Annotated in this window: 14 protein-coding genes and 1 tRNA gene; 1 reads left to right on the forward strand and 14 read right to left on the reverse strand. The window is 42.5% G+C overall.

Annotated elements, in window-relative coordinates; genetic code table 11:
- Positions 1-144 precede the first annotated feature (144 nt).
- From L1D51_RS14545 to L1D51_RS14555, 3 genes are all read right to left on the reverse strand, one after another.
- Complete coding sequence (locus L1D51_RS14545; RefSeq protein ID WP_239963986.1) at positions 145-2,814, reverse strand: SLBB domain-containing protein; 2,670 nt, start codon at positions 2,812-2,814, stop codon at positions 145-147.
- 126 nt (positions 2,815-2,940) lie between these two features.
- Positions 2,941-3,720: a DUF481 domain-containing protein gene (locus L1D51_RS14550; protein ID WP_062566061.1), complete on the reverse strand. Its 780-nt coding sequence runs from the start codon at positions 3,718-3,720 to the stop codon at positions 2,941-2,943.
- 37 nt (positions 3,721-3,757) lie between these two features.
- Complete coding sequence (locus L1D51_RS14555) at positions 3,758-4,576, reverse strand: mechanosensitive ion channel family protein (protein WP_054563554.1); 819 nt, start codon at positions 4,574-4,576, stop codon at positions 3,758-3,760.
- A gap of 279 nt (positions 4,577-4,855) precedes the next feature.
- On the opposite strand from L1D51_RS14555, the gene L1D51_RS14560 reads away from it, so the two are divergent.
- Positions 4,856-4,931 (forward strand) — tRNA-His (locus L1D51_RS14560).
- A 767-nt stretch (positions 4,932-5,698) separates the two neighbouring features.
- Here the strand turns inward: L1D51_RS14560 and nagP are convergent.
- From nagP to trmJ, 11 genes are all read right to left on the reverse strand, one after another.
- Positions 5,699-6,985, reverse strand: coding sequence for an N-acetylglucosamine MFS transporter NagP (gene nagP / locus L1D51_RS14565; protein ID WP_239963982.1), 1,287 nt, complete (start codon positions 6,983-6,985; stop codon positions 5,699-5,701).
- Between the two features lie 645 nt (positions 6,986-7,630).
- Positions 7,631-10,279, reverse strand: coding sequence for a family 20 glycosylhydrolase (locus L1D51_RS14570; RefSeq protein WP_239963983.1), 2,649 nt, complete (start codon positions 10,277-10,279; stop codon positions 7,631-7,633).
- A gap of 627 nt (positions 10,280-10,906) precedes the next feature.
- Positions 10,907-12,334: an NAD-dependent succinate-semialdehyde dehydrogenase gene (locus tag L1D51_RS14575; RefSeq protein WP_239963984.1), complete on the reverse strand. Its 1,428-nt coding sequence runs from the start codon at positions 12,332-12,334 to the stop codon at positions 10,907-10,909.
- A gap of 366 nt (positions 12,335-12,700) precedes the next feature.
- Positions 12,701-13,039 carry an ISC system 2Fe-2S type ferredoxin gene (gene fdx, locus L1D51_RS14580; RefSeq protein WP_054563549.1) on the reverse strand — a complete coding sequence of 113 codons (339 nt, stop codon included), beginning with the start codon at positions 13,037-13,039 and terminating at the stop codon, positions 12,701-12,703.
- 11 nt (positions 13,040-13,050) lie between these two features.
- Positions 13,051-14,913, reverse strand: coding sequence for a Fe-S protein assembly chaperone HscA (gene hscA / locus L1D51_RS14585; protein WP_055020911.1), 1,863 nt, complete (start codon positions 14,911-14,913; stop codon positions 13,051-13,053).
- Positions 14,914-14,960: 47 nt separating this feature from the next.
- On the reverse strand, positions 14,961-15,488 hold the full coding sequence (hscB, locus tag L1D51_RS14590; RefSeq protein WP_239963985.1) for a co-chaperone HscB: 528 nt from the start codon (positions 15,486-15,488) through the stop codon (positions 14,961-14,963).
- A 78-nt stretch (positions 15,489-15,566) separates the two neighbouring features.
- Positions 15,567-15,890, reverse strand: a complete 324-nt coding sequence (iscA, locus tag L1D51_RS14595) for an iron-sulfur cluster assembly protein IscA (RefSeq protein WP_054552502.1) — start codon at positions 15,888-15,890, stop codon at positions 15,567-15,569.
- 11 nt (positions 15,891-15,901) lie between these two features.
- Positions 15,902-16,285 (reverse strand): Fe-S cluster assembly scaffold IscU, encoded by a 384-nt coding sequence (gene iscU / locus L1D51_RS14600; RefSeq protein WP_054552501.1) that lies wholly within the window; start codon positions 16,283-16,285, stop codon positions 15,902-15,904.
- A gap of 40 nt (positions 16,286-16,325) precedes the next feature.
- Positions 16,326-17,543 (reverse strand): IscS subfamily cysteine desulfurase, encoded by a 1,218-nt coding sequence (locus tag L1D51_RS14605; protein ID WP_054552500.1) that lies wholly within the window; start codon positions 17,541-17,543, stop codon positions 16,326-16,328.
- Between the two features lie 22 nt (positions 17,544-17,565).
- Positions 17,566-18,057 (reverse strand): Fe-S cluster assembly transcriptional regulator IscR, encoded by a 492-nt coding sequence (gene iscR, locus L1D51_RS14610; protein WP_054552499.1) that lies wholly within the window; start codon positions 18,055-18,057, stop codon positions 17,566-17,568.
- A gap of 276 nt (positions 18,058-18,333) precedes the next feature.
- Positions 18,334-19,056: a tRNA (cytosine(32)/uridine(32)-2'-O)-methyltransferase TrmJ gene (gene trmJ, locus L1D51_RS14615; protein ID WP_054563546.1), complete on the reverse strand. Its 723-nt coding sequence runs from the start codon at positions 19,054-19,056 to the stop codon at positions 18,334-18,336.
- Positions 19,057-19,342: the final 286 nt, after the last annotated feature.

Raw genomic sequence — 19,342 nt, forward strand, 5'->3', positions numbered from 1 at the left:
AACTAATAACCAATATAATTAGTAACTTATACTTACCAAGCCAAATAACATTTACTATCTCGCGCAAGGATAATTCATTTTCAGTGAATTGATTTTTTAAAGTTTTTGACTGTGTTTCCATGATTTTCCGTAACACTTTGAGAGTTAAATACTACTAATAGCAGCAACTGCTACGCCTAACTGATAAACAATCTGTGTCGCAGTGCTCCACAGAGTTAGGTTGTCCATGTAATCTGAGTTCATTGGCACTACGATGGTATCGCCGGCTTCAAGCGTGTTTGTGTCATTAACTGCAAACCAGCTGCCTGTACTTGGGATTTTCACTGAGCCGTTAGCTTTGATGATATAGATTCGTTCATCTGCTGCGCGCTCTTTTAAGCCGCCACTAAGATCAATGTAATCGTCTACCGTAATACCTTGCTGGAATAAGTGTGAGGTTGCGTAGTTAACCTCACCAATTACACTGACTGAATCACGTTTGCTTGGTACATAAAGCGCATCACCATTTTGCAGAACAAGCCTTTGTTTATCTTCTACAATCAGTGGTAAATCAATGACTAAACGACCAACGGCTTCTACACTCGCGAGATCGTTCAATAACTTGTTCATTTCATCATATGAAAGGCTGTTACTGCTTACAGAATTCTCAAAGCTTTTTGATGCAATATCACGGCGTAAATCCTCCGAAAGTTTTGCTAATTGCTGTTGCTCTTGTTTGCGAATAGCTTCACGAGTGAAAATAGCAGCATTTGGCGCGGCAAATTCAGAAAAACCGCCAGCACGTTCTAGTAAGTTGCTTAATGTTTCACCGCGACGAATCGTGTAAACACCAGGGAATTTCACTTCGCCTTTAAGCTCTACCTTTACGTTTTCTTGCCAATTAGGAATAGAGAAGATATTAATACTATCTTTACTACGTAATGCGATATTTTCACCATTACTACCTAACATGGCAGCTTGCAGGTTAAATTTTATATGTTTAACTTTTGATGCGTCGCCATCCATTACACGGGTTATTTCAGCTTGCTCAGTATAAGCAGACTCAAGTAAACCACCGGCGGCGGCTATCAAATCGTTTACTTCGCCATTAACTGTAAGAGGATAAACACCTGGGTAAGTTACATGGCCATTTATTTCTACAAGCTGCATTGCCATAGTGACTGTAGCTTGCTGCTTTAGTTTAGAAATAATTGGCTTTAATAGGTTAAAGCGACTGAAAACAGCATAATCTTTTGTCTCAAGTAGCTCTTCATCGTCAGTTAAATTGTGCTTGGCGATATCTGCAATCGATTTAGTTCTGTCTTCTTTTGACTTTGGTCCTGCTGATGAGCCTGTAACACCGATGTATTTTTCAAACTCTCTTTGCTGGTATTGATGCCATTGTTTTACTTTATACTGCTGCTCTTGCTGCGCTTCTGTAAGCGCCATATTTGCAAGTGCAGTTTCTTCAGCTTGTTTTTCCTGGTAGCGGCTAAATACAAAAAGCTTATCGTTAGCTTTTAACTCTAAATCATGCTCTGCAGCCTTAACAATCGCTTGTGCTATATCAAATTGAAAAACTTGAATATCACCTGCTACATTAACTTCACGAACAAGTAATCCGTAACCTAAATCAGCCTGGGGCAGCAAGTCACCACGCACCGAAGTTAGAACGTCTGAGATGTGTTTTCCTTGATGCCACTGATAATGACCCGGACGTGCAACAGCACCAATTAAGCTAATACTGTTTTGATATTGAAAGCTTACAGGATTAAAACGAATACGATCGCCATCACGAGGAGTATAATTAATTTGATTACCGCTAAAGTCTACTGATAACACTTCTTTCATATTATTGTTATTGAAGCGTTCAACAATTGCTTTTTTAGCGTAAGCTTGCGGCTTTAAACCACCCGCCATTTTTAATAACTGTGCTGCTGTTTCACCTTTTTTTAGCTCAAAAATAGCAGGGCGCTTTACTAAGCCTTCAACAGCGACTTGTGAGCCAACTGATGGGATAAACACCACATCGCCAGGCTTTAAAATAATATCGTTGCTGCTATCACCGTTGATTAATAGATCATACAAGTCAAAGTTTGCAACAACCTTACCCGCACGTTTAACTTGAATATTACGTAGTGAAGCAATATCAGATACCCCACCACTAACAAATAGTGCATGCGATACGGTAGTCAGTGATGAAACAGAATAACTACCCGGTTTGTACGCTTCACCAAGCACTAGCACACGAATGCTACGAAGTTTACCTACTGAAACAAATGCTTTAATACCAATTACTTCTTGTTCAACTTTTGCTTTGATTAACTCTTTGACTTCTGCAAAAGTCAGACCCGCCACTTGAACAGGACTTAAGTTTGGAATGCTGATACGCCCTTCGCGGTCAACAACAACTTCATAGCTCTCGCTTTCTTTACCGTAAAAGTTGATGTTAAGTGTATCGCCACGACCAATTAAGTAGGTATCAGGAACGGCGGCATTTTCACTTGGCATAAATGATGTTGGCTCACCAGCAAACAAGTCATAACCAAAAGGCTTTACTTCATCAACTTTTGGAGCAAAGCGCTCTTCATCTGTTAATTGTTCTTTTTCTTGTTCTAAACGAGGTTGTATTGTTGATTCTTGTTCAATTTGGTCGGTTGAAGATTTCTTACCTGTAATCGTCGATAAATCTACACCATACTGCCTTGCTAGTGCCTCTTGCTGCGCTCTAGGAAGCTTTTTAAATTGTTCGATTTGTGCGGCTGTAGGAGTAAAAGCCAATACTGATGCGGAAGTTAACAGCAAAAAAGTAATGAAGAGTCTTTTAAATAACATCACAAGTAGGGATATCCATAGTTCTACAGTCAAAAAGATTGTCTATTCTACCTGAAATACAGGGAAATAAAAAAGGGACTTTCGTCCCTTTTTGTCATTAAATTGTCAACAAAACGATTTATTTAGTTAAAAACTGTAAACTAGCGTTAGTGACGTTTCTGTATCTGTGTTTTCTTTATCATCAGCAACATCTGAGTTGTGAGTGATGTTGTAAGCTACTTTCATTTGTAGTGAGCCATTGATCTTAGCGAGTATTGCAGACTCTGAGCGTGTTTTAGTGTTGGTATCACCATATTCAACTGATACTAACTGAGTAAAACGTGCGCTATCTGAAATTTGCCAATTGTAATCAACTTTACCTAAGGCGATTGCTTCACCCTCACGCTCACCTGCAAGTGAATTACCGTTGTCATCAACTTCTGTGCTGTCATCAGGATATTGGAAGTACTTATAACCCGGACCGATTTCAGCGTTTAGCCACATGTCAGAACGGTCGATTAGGCGTAAACCGTAACCTGCTGAGATAACTGATTCGTTACGGTATGCACCAAAGTAATCAGATACGTGCGAGCCGTAGATGAATAAGTGTGAATGCTTTTCGTTTAACTTATAGTTACCTTGTGCTGAGATTGAGTACTTTTCGTTAGTACGCTGTGTTTCTTTAACACCTTGATCGTTTTCGATCTCATCTTCTTTGTAGATGCCGTCTAACTTGTACTCGTTATTCCAGTTTTCTAAGTTATGTAAAACCTTAACACCACCTTTTAGAGTTGTTGTTTCAGTGTTACCACTTGTAATAATGGCACCTAGTTCACTGGTTACATCCCAAGTTTTGGTTTCATCTGCTGCGAATGCGCTAGTTGCAGCGCTTGCTGCAACTAGAATTGATAATGCTTTTAATTTCATTAAAAAATAACCTTTACTACTTGTACGTTAGACTTAATTAGTCTTCTTTGTGCAAATGAACATCCATTTGCGGGAATGGGATTGTGATGTTGGCATCGTCTAATGCGATCTTAATGTTTTCCATTAAATCGAAATACGTTGGCCAATAATCAGCAGAGTTAACCCAAGGGCGAACTACAAAGTTTACGCTTGAATCTGCAAGCTCAGATACAGCTACTGTATATGCTGGGTCTTTTAGTAAGCGCTCTTCTTTATCTAAAACTGATTTAAGAACTGCTTTTGCTTCTTTAAGATCTGCATCGTAACCAACACCGATTACTAAATCGATACGACGAGTTGATTCACGAGAGAAATTTGTAATTGGGCTGCCCATAATTGATGAGTTAGGCATGATAATTACTTTGTTGTCTGGTGTACGTAATTCTGTAGAGAAAATTTCGATTTTCTTAACTGTACCCGCTTTACCACCTGCTTCTACATAGTCACCTGATTTGAAAGGACGAAGTAAGATAATTAAAACACCTGATGCAAAGTTAGATAATGAACCTTGTAATGCTAAACCCACTGCTAAACCAGCCGCACCTAAAATAGCAATGAATGAAGTAGTTTCAATACCTAATTGAGATAGTGCCATTAAGATTGTTGCAGCAAATACAATTGCATAGACAATACTAGCAACAAATGAACCTACAGCTTTATCGACTTTCTTTTTATCAAATGCTTTTTCAGTTAAGCCTTCGCAGAATTTAGCGATGCGACCACCGATGAAGAAAATGATTAGCGCTAGAACCGCCTGAACGGCGTAATGTATGATTAAACCTGAATTCTCGTTGATCCAGTTCATTATTGTATCCATGTTCTCTCCTGAAGTTCATTTTTAGCATAACGCTGTACAAATTATATATGATCTTTGGTTAAAAAATCATTAAATTACGCGTAAAACTACGAAATGAGTATTTGCTCAATTACAAAAACCGCAAGTCTAATCTGCGAAACTGAACGCGAGCTGACCAGCGATGGTTTTCTGAATTTTCTGAGGTAAATAAGTTTTTTCTACTTTTTTCAATTTAGGGCTTCACAAGCCAACCTTAATTATGTAATATGCGCGCCACACCAAACGAGGTGTATCTCAGTGGCGGCTGTAGCTCAGTTGGTAGAGCCCCGGATTGTGATTCCGGTTGTCGTGGGTTCAAGCCCCATCAGTCGCCCCACTTCTCCCCCTTTGTAAATCTATATATTTTTCTAAAAGTTTTTCTATTTTAAATTCCAAGATTTATCTTTAACACCTGTTTTCAATTCAAAAAGCCGTCAGCTGTCAGTTTTGAGCCGAACTGTGTTGTTTGATCGCAATACATTCCGCCTTCAGATGGGTGTTGAATGTAAGACGCGCCAAGCAAGCGTGACGCCTACGAGATGCGAGATGCGAGATGCAGGGGAATGTAGGCGTGAAATTTATTTCGCGCGAAATATTAACAGCAGTGCCGTGTTTGAGGCGCGCCAAGCAAGCGTGACGCCTACGATGTAGGAGGTACTATAGTGGCGAAGTCTTTAAGGGTAATTCACGGCTAAAGCCCTTCCTACGAGACAAGAGATGCGAGGTGCGAGGTGCGAGGTGCGAGGTGCGAGATATTGTAGGCGTGAAATTTATTTCGCGCGAAATGTTAGCAGCAGTGCCGTGTTTGAGGCGCGCCAAGCAAGCGTGACGCCTACGATGTAGGAGGTACTTTAGTGCCGAAGTCTTTAAGGATAATTCACGGCTAAAGCCCTTCCTACGAGATGCGAAATATTGTAGGCGTGAAATTTATTTCGCGCGAAAACCTAGCACCTAGCCCCCTAGTACCTAGCGCCTTATTTTTTCAAACCCCAAACAAAAAAATGCCACCTTTCGGTGGCATTACACACGGGATTATTTCTATTTACTAGAAATGCTTTTCAAAGTTCAAGGTGGTGCGCTTTTCACCCAACCTCAAACTCATAATTACTTCCAACTTTTCATCTTGTGGCCTTTAACAGCATAGAAAAGTATGAATAAATAACAAGGCAACATCACAATATAAGCCATTTGTTGTGCTTCTGCGCTTTTTACGCCGCCACTTGCTAAGCCCCAAAATAATGGACCAAACGCTCCACCGGCAATACCCATAACGAGCAGACCAGAGCCTACACTAGTTAGCTTGCCTAAACCAGATAACGCTAACGGCCAAACTGCCGGCCATACAATGGCATTAGCAAAGCCTAGCACAGCAATGAGCAATAAGGTATCAGGTAGTACCGATTTTAGGCCAAATAATGTTGATATAAATACAGTTTCATTGCTACCTGTAACTATCGCTAGAGTTAACACGCAACCCAATACCGCTGAAATTGTCAGTGCTGTTTGCTGCGATAACACTCTTGGGATAAGTAAAATCCCTAAAAAGTAACCTAGCACCATGCAGCCCATGGTGTATGATGTCATAACACTGTATTTTTCAACACCTAACGACAACGCAAAACTGCCAATGGTATCACCAGCAATTACTTCAACTGCCACATAAACAAAAAGTGCCACAATCCCTAAGGCAAGACTCGGATGGCTCAGCGCTTCTTTTACCTGCCCTGGTTTTTGTTCATCAACATCGTCATCAATTAACTCGGGTAATGGCATTTTAGTCACCGCAAAGCCGAGTATACCAATAAAAATAGCCATCCCTAAATACGGTAAAATTAAGCCATTGGCCATTGCGTCAATATCAGTTTGGCTGAGCTCTTTACCTACAAAGCCTTTAAAATCGCTGAGTATCAGAGCAGTAAATACAATCGGTGCTACAACACCCGCACCTTTATTTAATATACCCATAATACTAACGCGAGCCGCAGCTGATTCTTCGGGGCCAATTCTTACTACGTATGGGTTAACCGCTGTTTGTAATAACGTTTGCCCAGCCCCCATAACAAGCTGCGCGAATAAAAACAGTGCAAAAATTTGCGTTTTTGCAGCAGGAATAAACAGTAGACCTGCCACCATCATGGTCGCCATACCCAGCGCCATACCGTTTTTATAACCTACCTTTCTGATGATCATCGCCGAAGGTAGAGCCGTAAAAGTCACGGCGATATAAAACGAGAAAATAATCAGCGATGCCTGAAAAGGTGAAAGCTGCAAAATTTGCTGTAAAAATGGCATCAGTGAACCATTCAACCACGTAGCAAAACCCAGTATAAAAAACAGCGTGGCAACAATCGCCATGGGCACAACACTGCTTTGTTTATTCGTTTCAGACATAACATTTCCTATAACAGCACAGTTCGACTCTTCAGCGCTGCTCATTCAGATGATTATATAAAAGAGATATTAAATATTTATAACACTATCGCAACAAAAATGACAGCGCTGACATATTTCTTTTAAGTGGTTTCTAGGAGCCGTCAGCTTTCAGCTGTCAGTTTTGAGCCGAACAGTGTTGAATGTAAGACGCGCCAAGCAAGCGTGACGCCTACGAGATACGAGATACGAGATACGAGATACGAGATACGAGATACGAGATACGAGATACGAGATGCGAGATGCGAGATGCGAGATGCGAGATACGAGATGCGAGATGCGATATGCGAGGTGCGAGATGCGGGGTGTTGTAGGCGTGAAATTTATTTCGCGCGATATTTTAAGATTAGCCGTCAGCTTTCAGTTTTGAGCGAACGGTGTTGAATGTAAGACGCGCCAAGCAAGCGTGACGCCTACGAGGTGCGAGATGCGAGATGCGGGATGCGGGATGCGGGATGCGGGATGCGGGATGCGGGATGCGAGGTATTGTAGACGTGAAATTTATTTCGCGCGAAGTTTTTAGGCCGCCAGATTTTAGTCAGACGCGCAAGCAAAAATGACGCCTACACTTTGCTGTAGGCGTCACATTTATTCATCGCAAAAACATTACTCACCAACAACGGTCACGCGGCTGGTTTGTTTTGCGTTTAAGCGGGTGCGTAAAGCAACCTTTGCATTGTTATCAACCTTCACAGGCCCAACGTAAGTTTGCCAGCTTTGGCCGTTGTCTAGGCTGTATTCAATGCTCAAATAAGCAAATGCGCTGTTGGCATACAACTTACCATTTTCAATCACACCGCCTGGTACCGGTAAATGCAGATCAATGCCATCTTTGGCTAACTTATCAAGCTCTTTTAAACCGACTGCACTTGAGAACTCAGCCCAGTCTTTTGCTTGTTTTTTACTATCGACGTTTTCGCCTTCCCAATCGGCTTTATGCCATGCGCGCTCTGCCACTGACAGAATACGCGGGAAGATCATGGCTAATACTTGCTCTTCAGTACGGATTGTTTCTGACCATACCTGACCTTGCATACCCAAAATATTCTCTGGCTTTTCAAGTTTAGGTAACGGGCGACCCACCAACGCTTCTAAATTAACGATTGGCTCACGGGTGCGGGTGTAATCAGCATTGGCATACACGTCATCAGGCATGTAATTAAAGGCTTTTTTAGTATCTGTGTAACGAGTGGCCCAGTAATAACCACGCTCTTCAGGACTTGCTTCGTATGGGTGGTCAAAGTACAAATGCGTACCGTGTGATAACACCACTTGATAACCAGCATTTGCTAGGCGGTATGCTCTATCGGCAACGCCCCATTCCCAAATGTTATCCCAAGTATTAACGGTAAAGGTTTTGTTAGGGAACTCATCACGTTTAAACGAGTTTTCACGGTCGTACATGATGCCATCTTCCCAAATCCCCGGAGAAATACCGCGTTTTTCAAGTAAGGTTGCAACACGTTGTGTGAAATAAGGTTTTAAATCAGCCGGGCCAGCTACACCGTTATTAGGATCAGCAAATAACGCCTGACAGATTGGCGAGCCTATCCACGAACCAGCACCGACTTCATCACCACCAATATGCAGGTTCTTTAACTGCACACCTGCTTCGCGGTACATCTGCTGAAGTTCATAAGTTACTTTATCTAAAAATGCGTAGGTAGAGTCCATACACACATTCATTGAGTTATCTTTGTAGTTTTGTACCGTCATGTACACAGAGGTATCTTTTGGATCAGTAAGCAAGTATTGCGTTGCCGGCCCCATATCTATGTGTTGAATTTCTTTGTTTGCAGAGCGCGTTTTAATGTTGTTTTTAGCGGCTTTCTTAGCTTCTTCTAACATGTTGTGATAACGCGCTTCCATCGCTTTGATTGAGGCACGCGCATGGCCAGGGCCTTCAACTTCAAGGATGATTTGAATATGGCGGTCTTTCGCAAACTTTAATAGCTCAACAAACTCATCACGTTTCAAATAACCGTTGCCAGAGCCTGATTTAAATGGCCCTGTGCCAAGCTGAGTTAATAAACACTCGCGCTCTTCTAAATCAAAGCAGCGATTGCCGCCAACGTCTGTGAGCTCTGGTAACCCTGGGATCTCAAGTCGCCAGCCTTCATCTTCTGAAAAGTGCCAGTGTAGCTTATTCATTTTATAGCGAGCCATTTGCTCAACCAGCTTGAACATGGCTTCTTTGCCATGATAGTTACGACCATTATCGTAATGCATACCACGCCAACCATAACGCGGCGAGTCTTCAAGTTCTAACTGCGGTAAACTGGCACTGCCTTGGCTATTTGCTGGAATGAGGTTCAATAAGCTTTGCATCGCATAAAACACACCAGCATTATCGCTACCTACTATGGTGATCACTTCGTCATCAACCTCTAGAGTGTAGCTTTCTGGTTTTGCATTATTGAGTTTAGGGTCGACTTTTAAGCGTATTACTTTATCTTTGCCGACATCGATATGATCAGGCTGTGCTTTAAGGCTAATGCCATAGTCATCTTGTAAGTCTTGCATAAACACCATAACTTCTTGCTTAAGCTGGCCTTGATAACTGATTTGCCAATTATTGTTTAACGTTGCACTACCACGATTAAAATCGACTTTACGAGGCTTAGGAATAATACGCTTTAAAGCATCGTCTTTACTGATCGACACCTTGTCAGCGCTATTACGCTCGAAACGTACTTTTGCCGTTGCTAAAACCGATAAATCTTTTGGCTCATTGTAACGGCGTAACTGATTTTCGCGGGTAAATGGCGTAACAAACTGTTTAAAGTCTTCAGTGTCGGTATTGGCAAATACGGCGGGTTTATTCTTACCTGAAACAAAAAATGCCCGTGGCATAAAGTCACTATAAGCAACAATCCACACTTGCGCATCGTACGGCAGCTCTAAGCTTTCACCTGCTGCTAAACCTTTAAACGAGCTCGTTGGTACGATGCGGTGTAAGTCACCATTAACGTGTTCAATGTTTAGGCCAGCGACATGCTCGGTTGAGATTTTACGAACGGAGTGAATATAAAGCTGCCAGTCGCTCTCGCCTGCAGGTAACGCCACATCAGAGCCATTATTGAGGGTAATTTTTCCTAAAAAGCCCGCATCTTTATTACGAAAGTTATCTTCTACCGAAAACAGCAGTTCGGTACCTTTCGCAAACTGATCAACTTGCGATTGAGTTAATGCTGCACTTGCCATTAAAGGCGCAGTCGCTAGCATTACCGCGAATAGTGACTTCTTAAAATCCATTACTTTCTCCTCGTTTAAGCCCTGAGTGTACGGTATTTCTGCGTACTATTTTTCATTTTTGTTAATAATTCGTTCCTATCATATAAAAACTAAAATGACAGCGCTATCATTTTGTGAAAATAAAAGGTGAGGAGTTAGAAGCTTTAAGCCGCAAACTGTAAGTTTGAAGCCGAATTGTGTTGTTTGTTGGTAAGGCGTTAGTCCATCGAAGGGGTGTTGAATGTTAGACGCGCCAAGCAAGCGTGACGCCTACATGGTAGGAGGCGTTTTAACGCCGAATAGATCTGACCTATTCACGGCTAAAGCCGTTCCTACGAGGTGCAAAGTATTGTAGGCGTGAAATTTATTTCGCGCTATGCTTTGGATTTGCCGTCAAGGTGTTGAATGTAAAACCCGCCAAGCAAGCGTGACGCCTACATGGTAGGAGGCGTTTTAACGCCGAATAGATCTGACCTATTCACGGCTAAAGCCGTTCCTACGAGGTGCAAAGTATTGTAGGCGTGAAATTTATTTCGCGCGCACTTATAGCTTATAGCTTATAGCTTATAGCTTATAGCTTATAGCTTATAGCTTATAGCTTATAGCTTATAGCTTATAGCTTATCGCTTATCGCTTATCGCTTATAGCTCAAACCTTAACACAAAGATATTTCTCTTCTAGATACTCATCTAACCCTTGGTGGCCGCCTTCTCGGCCTAAGCCAGACTGTTTAACGCCGCCAAATGGCGCTACGGGATTTGAAATAAGACCTTCGTTAATACCAATCATGCCGTATTCGAGTGCTTCGCTTACGCGATAAACTTGCTTGATGTTTTCACTATAAAAATACGCAGCTAAACCATAAGGTACGTCGTTCGCAAGCTGAAGAACTTCTTGTTCATCATCAAAAGCGATGATGCTGACTACAGGGCCAAACACTTCATCATGATAGATATCCATCTCTGGGGTTACATCGGTTAAAATTAATGGCGCTTGAAAGCTACCTTCAAGCTCGCTGTTGTCACCGATTAACGACGCCCCTTTATCAACCGCATCTTGCACAAGCGTTTGAACTTTCTCTTTTGCCTTAGGGTAAATTAATGGGCCAATATCTACCCCGTCATCAAGACCATTACCTACCTTTAACTCAGCTACTTTGTCTGTGAGTTTTTCGAGCACCGTTTCAAGCACTGAGCGCTGAACAAAAATTCGGTTAGCGGCAACACAGGTTTGTCCTGCGTTTCTAAATTTAGCCCCCATAAGGCCAGCAACCGCCTCATCTAAATCGGCATTATCGAAAATAATGAACGGTGCATTGCCACCAAGTTCCATCGATGTTTGTTTAATTGTTGAAGCGCACTGCGATAGTAACTGCTTACCTACACCGGTTGAGCCTGTGAATGTGAACTTACGCACTCGCTCCGACTCGGTCATGATCTCACCCACCATTTTGGCGTTTTCAGAGACCACTACGTTCAGCGCACCTTTTACAAACCCTGCTTTATCAGCAAGGTAGGCTAAGGCAATAGCGCATAATGGCGTATGCTCCGAAGGTTTAATCACAAAACTACAACCCGCGGCATAAGCGGGTGCCACTTTACGGGTGATCATCGCAATCGGGAAATTCCAAGGTGTAATACCAGCCACCACACCGATTGGCTGTTTTATCGTTGTCAAACGATGCTTGCTGTCGGTAGCAGGGATCGTGTCGCCATAACTGCGCTTTGCTTCTTCGCTAAACCACTTAATAAAGCCAGCACCGTATTCAACTTCGCCCAGGGCTTCTTTTAAAGGCTTACCCTGCTCTTTGGTCATTAGTTCAGCGAGCTGTTGCTTGTGCTCAATGACTAAGTCGTACCAACGGCGTAACGTTTCACTACGCTCGGTTGCGGTTGTTTGCTTTAATTTGCTAAATGCCTCGTCAGCACTTTTTATTGCTTGCTCAACGCCAGCCTCATCAATATTAGAGACCTGCGTAATTGCTTGTCCAGTTGCGGGGTTATCTACACTAAAACGCTGGCTCGTAGAGTAAAAGTCACCGTCGATAAACGAATCAGAAAAAACCAAATCAGACATAGAACCTCCAAGTAAAAGCTATCAGCTATCAGCTATCAGCTATCAGCTATCAGCTATCAGCTATCAGCTATCAGCTATCAGCTATCAGCTATCAGCTATCAGCTATCAGCTATCAGCTATCAGCTATCAGCTATCAGCTATCAGCTATCAGCTATCAGCTATCAGCTATCAGCTATCAGCTATCAAAAGCTTAAGAAAATCGGGAAATAAATGTAAAGCTATTGCTGTTCAAAAACACTAATAACTGAACCACCCTCTCGTTCTGCTAAAAACTGACGGCTGAAAGCTGACAGCTCTAAAAAACAAAAAACCGCTGTAGAGACCAAGCAACTACAGCGGTTTTTACGAAATCAAAGCCGTTAAAAATTAATGCTCTTCATTAACGATATTGAGATTATACTTTGGAATTTCAACCACTAAATCTTCATCTTTGATCACCGCTTGGCAACCAAGGCGTGACTCAGGCTCAAGACCCCATGCTTTATCTAGCATGTCATCTTCTAGCTCATCGCTCTCATCTAAAGAGTCAAAACCTTCACGGATGACTAAGTGGCATGTTGTACACGCACATGATTTTTCACATGCATGTGGAATGCTAATACCATTCTTTAGCGCTACATCTAATACCGTTTCACCTGCAGGAGCTTCAATAGCAGCGCCTTCTGGGCATAACTCTTCGTGTGGAAGAAAAATAATTTGTGGCATACCTTACCTCGTTAAACTTCGTCTACTGACTGCCCTTGCAGCGCTTTTTTGATTGATGCATCCATTCTGCGAGCAGCAAATTCGCTACTTGCATTGTCTACAGCTTCAATCGCTGCTTTAATTTCTGCAGGTGTTGTTGCGCTTTCACGTACGGCAACAAGTTTAGCAATTTCTGCTTTTAACGCACCTAATTCTTGTTCATCAAGTAATGCACTGTCGGTTGCCAATGATGCTTCAAGCGCTTCAACTACACGTAACGCTTCAACTTGCTGCTCTTTAAGCATACGCGCTTGCATGTCGTCTTTCGCGTTAGTCATTGACTCTTTAAGCATGTTTGCAACTTGGTCGTCCGATAAACCAAATGATGGTTTGACCTGAATTTCAGCTTGCACACCCGTTGATTTTTCCATTGCCGATACACTTAATAGACCATCAGCATCTACTTTAAAGGTTACGCGAATGTGCGCAGCACCTGCTGCCATGGCCGGAATACCTTTTAAGCTGAATTTAGCCAACGAACGACAATCATCAACTAGCTCACGCTCACCTTGTAATACATGCAGTGACATTGCCGTTTGACCATCTTTGAAAGTAGTAAACTCTTGTGCACGTGCAACAGGGATCGTAGTGTTACGTGGAATGATTTTCTCAACCAAGCCACCCATGGTTTCAAGACCTAGCGACAGTGGTAATACGTCTAATAGCAACATGTCTGAATCTGGCTTATTACCAACCAGTACGTCTGCTTGTAATGCCGCACCGAGTGCAACTACGCGATCTGGGTCGATAGAAGTCAGTGGCTCTTTATCAAAAAATGCAGCAACTTGAGAGCGTACAATTGGCATACGAGTCGAGCCGCCAACCATTACAACTTGCAGTACTTCTTCATTCTCGATACCGGCATCTTTAACAGCACGGCGACAAGAGCGTAGTGTTTTCTTCACAAGGCTAAGAGCTAGCTCATCAAACGTTTCGCGGGTAACTTCAACCTTGTGGCTTTGACCATCAAACTCTAAACCAACATTTACAGTTTGGTATTGGCTCAGCGCTTCTTTACACGCTTTTGCTTTATTGATGAATAAACGCAATACCGATGCAGAAAGCTCGCTCACACCCGTTTGTTTTTTGAAGTAATCAACTAATAGCGAGTCAAAATCGTCACCACCAAGGCTTGAGTCACCGCCTGTAGCAAGTACTTCGAATACGCCTTGGTGTAAACGTAAAATAGAAATATCGAAGGTACCGCCACCCAAATCGTACACGGCGATAATGCCTTCTTGGCCTGAATCAAGGCCATAAGCAACAGCCGCAGCCGTTGGCTCGTTTAATAAACGTAATACCTTGATACCTGCAAGCTCTGCGGCATCTTTAGTGCTTTGACGCTGAGCATCATCAAAATAAGCTGGCACAGTAATTACCGCGCCTAAGATGTCTTGGCCTGCAAAGCTGTCTTCTGCACGTAATTTTAATGCTTTTAAAATTTCACTCGATGCAGTAACAGGGCTAATTGCACCCGCAACCGTGCTGATTGCTAATGAGCCATCATGCTCACAAAATTCATACGGCAGTTGACCATAGCTTTTTTCGATTTCAGTCTGAGTTTTACCTAAAAAACGCTTAACCGAGATTAGTGTGTTTGCAGGGTCTTGAGTAGCAGCTGCTGCCGCTCGTTCACCTACCACAATGCTATCTGCTTGGTATTGCACTACCGATGGTAGCATCGCGTTGCCTGCTAAATCAGTTAGTGTGCGCGCTTCGCCGCTTTGCACTGTTGCAACTAACGAGTTAGTCGTACCAAGGTCAATACCGACTGCTAATTTGTGCTCATGTGGTGCCGCGCTCTGCCCCGGCTCAGCAATTTGCAATAATGCCATAATGCTCTTTTTAAACTCTTAAATAGCTGTTGTGTAACAACTAACGATTAATCATCAAATAAACTGTCTTCAATACGCTCTAGTTCATCGCGTAGCTTATAAACAAACTTCAATTTACGAATATTGTCAGCGGCAGCTTGCCATTGTTGCTCATCATTACTTGCCAGCTGAGCGGCTAATTCACTGCTGTATTGTTTATCGAGCTGTTTAATTTGCGCTTCAAACTGGGCAATTGCTGCATCAGGATCTGCGGCATTTTCAAGTTCTTCTAATTCTTCACGCAGCTCCATTTGCTGCATTAAGAATAGCGGGTCTTGTAATGTTTGTTGCTCGGCGCGAATATCAACACCAAGCTCGCTTAGCATGTACTCAGCACGTTTTACCGGGTGTTTTAAGGTTTGTAATGCATCATTGATTTCTGCTGCATTTTGCACAGCAAGTAATTTATCACGGCCGCTAGAGCTTGCGTGGCGATCTGGGTGAACTGCACGTTGCAGCTCAAGGTAGTGTTTATTAATAGTCGCTAAATCAATGTTGTAATCTACTGGAATTGCAAATAACTCAAAGTAACGCATTACATAATCCAACTCGGTAAACAGGAAAGAACAAAGCCCTACATAGGCAGGGCTTCAAGCAAAGAAAGTTTTATAAGCTTAAACGGTGAAGCTTTCGCCGCAACCACACTCATCGGCTTGGTTCGGGTTGTTAAACTTAAACCCTTCGTTCAAACCTTCTTTGGTGTAATCAAGCTCAGTCCCATCAATGTAGACTAAGCTTTTAGCATCAACGATCACTTTCACACCACGGCTTTCAAAAATTTCGTCGCCGTCTGCTAACTCATCAACAAATTCAAGAACATAAGCAAGACCTGAACAGCCCGTCGTTTTAATGCCAACGCGTAGGCCAATGCCTTTGCCGCGATTTGCTAAAAATGATTCTACGCGGTTTGCTGCCGCATCTGTCAATGTCACTGCCATGAATTTATCTCTTACTTCGCTTGTTTGCTTTTGTAGTCAGCAATTGCTGCTTGAATCGCGTCTTCTGCTAAAATTGAACAGTGAATTTTCACTGGCGGTAATTCAAGCTCAGCACTGATATCAGTGTTTTTGATTGTTGCAGCTTCATCTAATGTTTTGCCTTTTACCCACTCAGTTACAAGTGAAGAAGAAGCGATTGCGCTACCACAACCATATGTTTTGAATTTTGCATCTTCAATTACACCTTCTGGTGATACTTTGATTTGCAATTTCATTACGTCACCACATGCTGGTGCACCCACCATACCTGTTGCAACTGACGGATCATTTTTGTCTAAAGCACCCACGTTACGTGGATTTTCAACATGATCGATTACTTTATCACTATAAGCCATAATACTATCCTCACTACCTGCTAGCGGCGGCGATCACTGATTAGTGATGCGCCCACTCAACTGAATCTAAATCAATACCTTCTTGATGCATTTCCCATAGAGGAGACATCTCACGTAAACGGCCGATCGAGTTTTTGATTAGTTCAACGGTGTAATCAATCTCTTCTTCAGTCGTAAAGCGGCCAATGCTGAAACGAATTGAGCTGTGTGCCAACTCGTCATTACGGCCTAATGCACGTAGTACATAAGAAGGCTCTAAGCTTGCTGAGGTACAGGCTGAACCTGATGAAACAGCAATGTCTTTAACAGCCATTAATAACGACTCACCTTCAACAAAGTTGAAGCTGATATTTACAATACCTGGAACTGAGTGACTTGGTTCACCATTGAAGTAAACTTCGTCCATATCAGCCATGATGCCATCGATCAGGCGCTTACGAAGTGCGCTGATGTGTGCATGGTCTTTTTCGAAATCTTCTTTAGCGATTCTAAATGCCGCACCCATACCAACTAATTGGTGAGTAGCTAGAGTGCCTGAACGCATACCACGCTCATGACCACCACCGTGCATTTGCGCTTCTAAACGTGCGCGAGGCTTACGACGAACATAAAGTGCGCCTACACCTTTCGGGCCATATACTTTGTGGCCAGAGAACGACATGAAATCTACTTTTAACTGTTGCACGTCGATAAGTACTTTACCTGCGCTTTGTGCAGCATCTACGTGGAACATAATTTTGCGCTCACGGCACATTTCGCCGATTGTCGCGATATCTTGGATAACACCTAGCTCGTTATTTACGTGCATTACGCTCACAAGTACTGTGTCGTCACGCATTGCAGCTTCAAGCTTTTTAAGGTCAAGTAAACCGTTTTCTTCAACGTCCATATAGGTTACTTCGAAACCTTGACGCTCTAGTTCACGACACGTATCAAGCACTGCTTTGTGCTCTGTTTTAACAGTGATAACGTGCTTGCCTTTCTTTTTATAGAACTGCGCAGCACCTTTAATTGCTAGGTTGTTTGATTCTGTAGCACCTGAAGTGAAAACAATTTCACGCGGGTCAGCGTTGATCAGATCAGCAATATCTGTACGTGCTTGATCAACTGCTTCTTCTGCTTGCCAACCAAAACGGTGTGAGCGTGATGCAGGGTTACCAAAATTACCGTCCATAGTCAGGCATTGCATCATTTCTTTTGCCACACGTTCATCAACAGGCGTGGTTGCTGCGTAATCTAAATAAATCGGTAACTTCATTTCTCTCTCCGCTTTCGTCAAGCTACAGTTGACAGCTTACTTGAATGTTTTCCAGTTGCTTAATTGCATTGTTGATGCTGTTATCTTGGCGCGATGCGACTTCTTTCACATCTGACTTTTCCACCAATTCAGCAAGGGTAATACTATTTAAAAACTCTTCGATACGTGCGCTTAAGTCCGACCATAAGGTATGAGTCAAACAACGCATGCCGCTTTGGCAGCCACCCGTTGCATTGTGGCAACGTGTTGCATCAACAGACTCATCAACGGCGTTAATCACATCGCCGACAGAAATTTCGTTCGCTTCTCGACCTAGTAAATATCCGCCACCTGGGCCACGCACAGAGGTCACAAGGCCGTTTTTACGTAAACGGGCGAATAGTTGTTCAAGGTAAGATAACGAAATCTCTTGGCGTTCAGAAATATCGGCAAGAGGCACTGCACCCACATTTGTATGTAGTGCAACATCCAACATGGCGGTTACTGCGTATCTGCCTTTTGATGTTAACTTCATGGAGCCCCCGATGTTACTGCACGCTAAGGTGTGCAAATTTTAATTACCAGACCAAAATAGTCAAGTATTATATAAGCTATAAGCTATAAGCTATAAGCTATAAGCTATAAGCTATAAGCTATAAGCTATAAGCTATAAGCTATAAGCTATAAGCTATAAGCTATAAGCTATAAGCTCAGCATCAATACCTGACCTTTTTGGTCAAGTATTGAGTACATTTTAATTACCTGAGTAATTTAGTCAAGTATTATGATGAATAAAGCTTATAACCTAAACTTATTTAATAGACTTATTAATAGAGGTAAGAATACCGCGTAAGATGTTCATCTCAGCTTCTTCTGGACGTGCGCGGTTAAATAAGCGACGTAGTTTAGTCATCACCATGCCAGGGTGTTGCTTGATGATAAAACCTGTGTCGTTTAGCGTTTGCTCTAAGTGCTCGTAGAACAGCTCTGTTTGCTTCGCATTTGGGTAGGTTGCTTCGTCTTCTTCTTGTACTTTTGGCTGTTTATTTAAATATGCCATACGTGTTTCATAACATAGCGTTTGCACGGCCATTGCTAGATTTAGTGAGCTGTATTCAGGGTTTGCAGGAATACATACGTGGTAGTTACATTGTTGTAGCTCTTCGTTCGTTAAACCACTATTTTCACGACCAAACACGAGTGCAACAGGGCCATGTTCAGCCTCAGCCACTAATTTTTCACCACATTCACGCGGCTCAACCATAGGCCAAGATAAAGTACGTGAGCGTGCGCTGGTACCAATTGTTAAGCCACAATCAGCAATCGCATCTGCCAGTGTATCAACAACCACTGTTTTACCTAAAACATCAGTTGCACCGGCCGCAAGCGCACTCGCATGACTGTCAATTTCACAAGCAGGATCAACAAGATATAAATTTGATAAGCCCATCGTTTTCATAGCACGTGCCGCTGAGCCAATATTACCAGAATGTGATGTGTTAACTAATACGATACGAATATCATCAAGTGTCATTGCGTTGTTACTTACTGAAAGTCAAAAATTGCGGGGATTATAACATAGGTATTGGGTATCAGGTATCAGATTTCAGATTTCAGATTTCAGATTTCAGGTTTCAGGTTTCAGGTTTCAGGTTTCAGGTTTCAGGTTTCAGGTTTCAGGTTTCAGGTTTCAGGTTTCAGGTTTCAGGTTTCAGGTTTCAGGTTTCAGGTTTCAGGTTTCAGGTTTCAGGTTTCAGGTTTCAGGTTTCAGGTTTCAGGTTTCAGGTTTCAGGTTTCAGGTTTCAGGTTTCAGGTTTCAG

The organism is Pseudoalteromonas shioyasakiensis (assembly GCF_022398475.1).
In the GTDB taxonomy this organism is placed as follows: domain Bacteria; phylum Pseudomonadota; class Gammaproteobacteria; order Enterobacterales; family Alteromonadaceae; genus Pseudoalteromonas.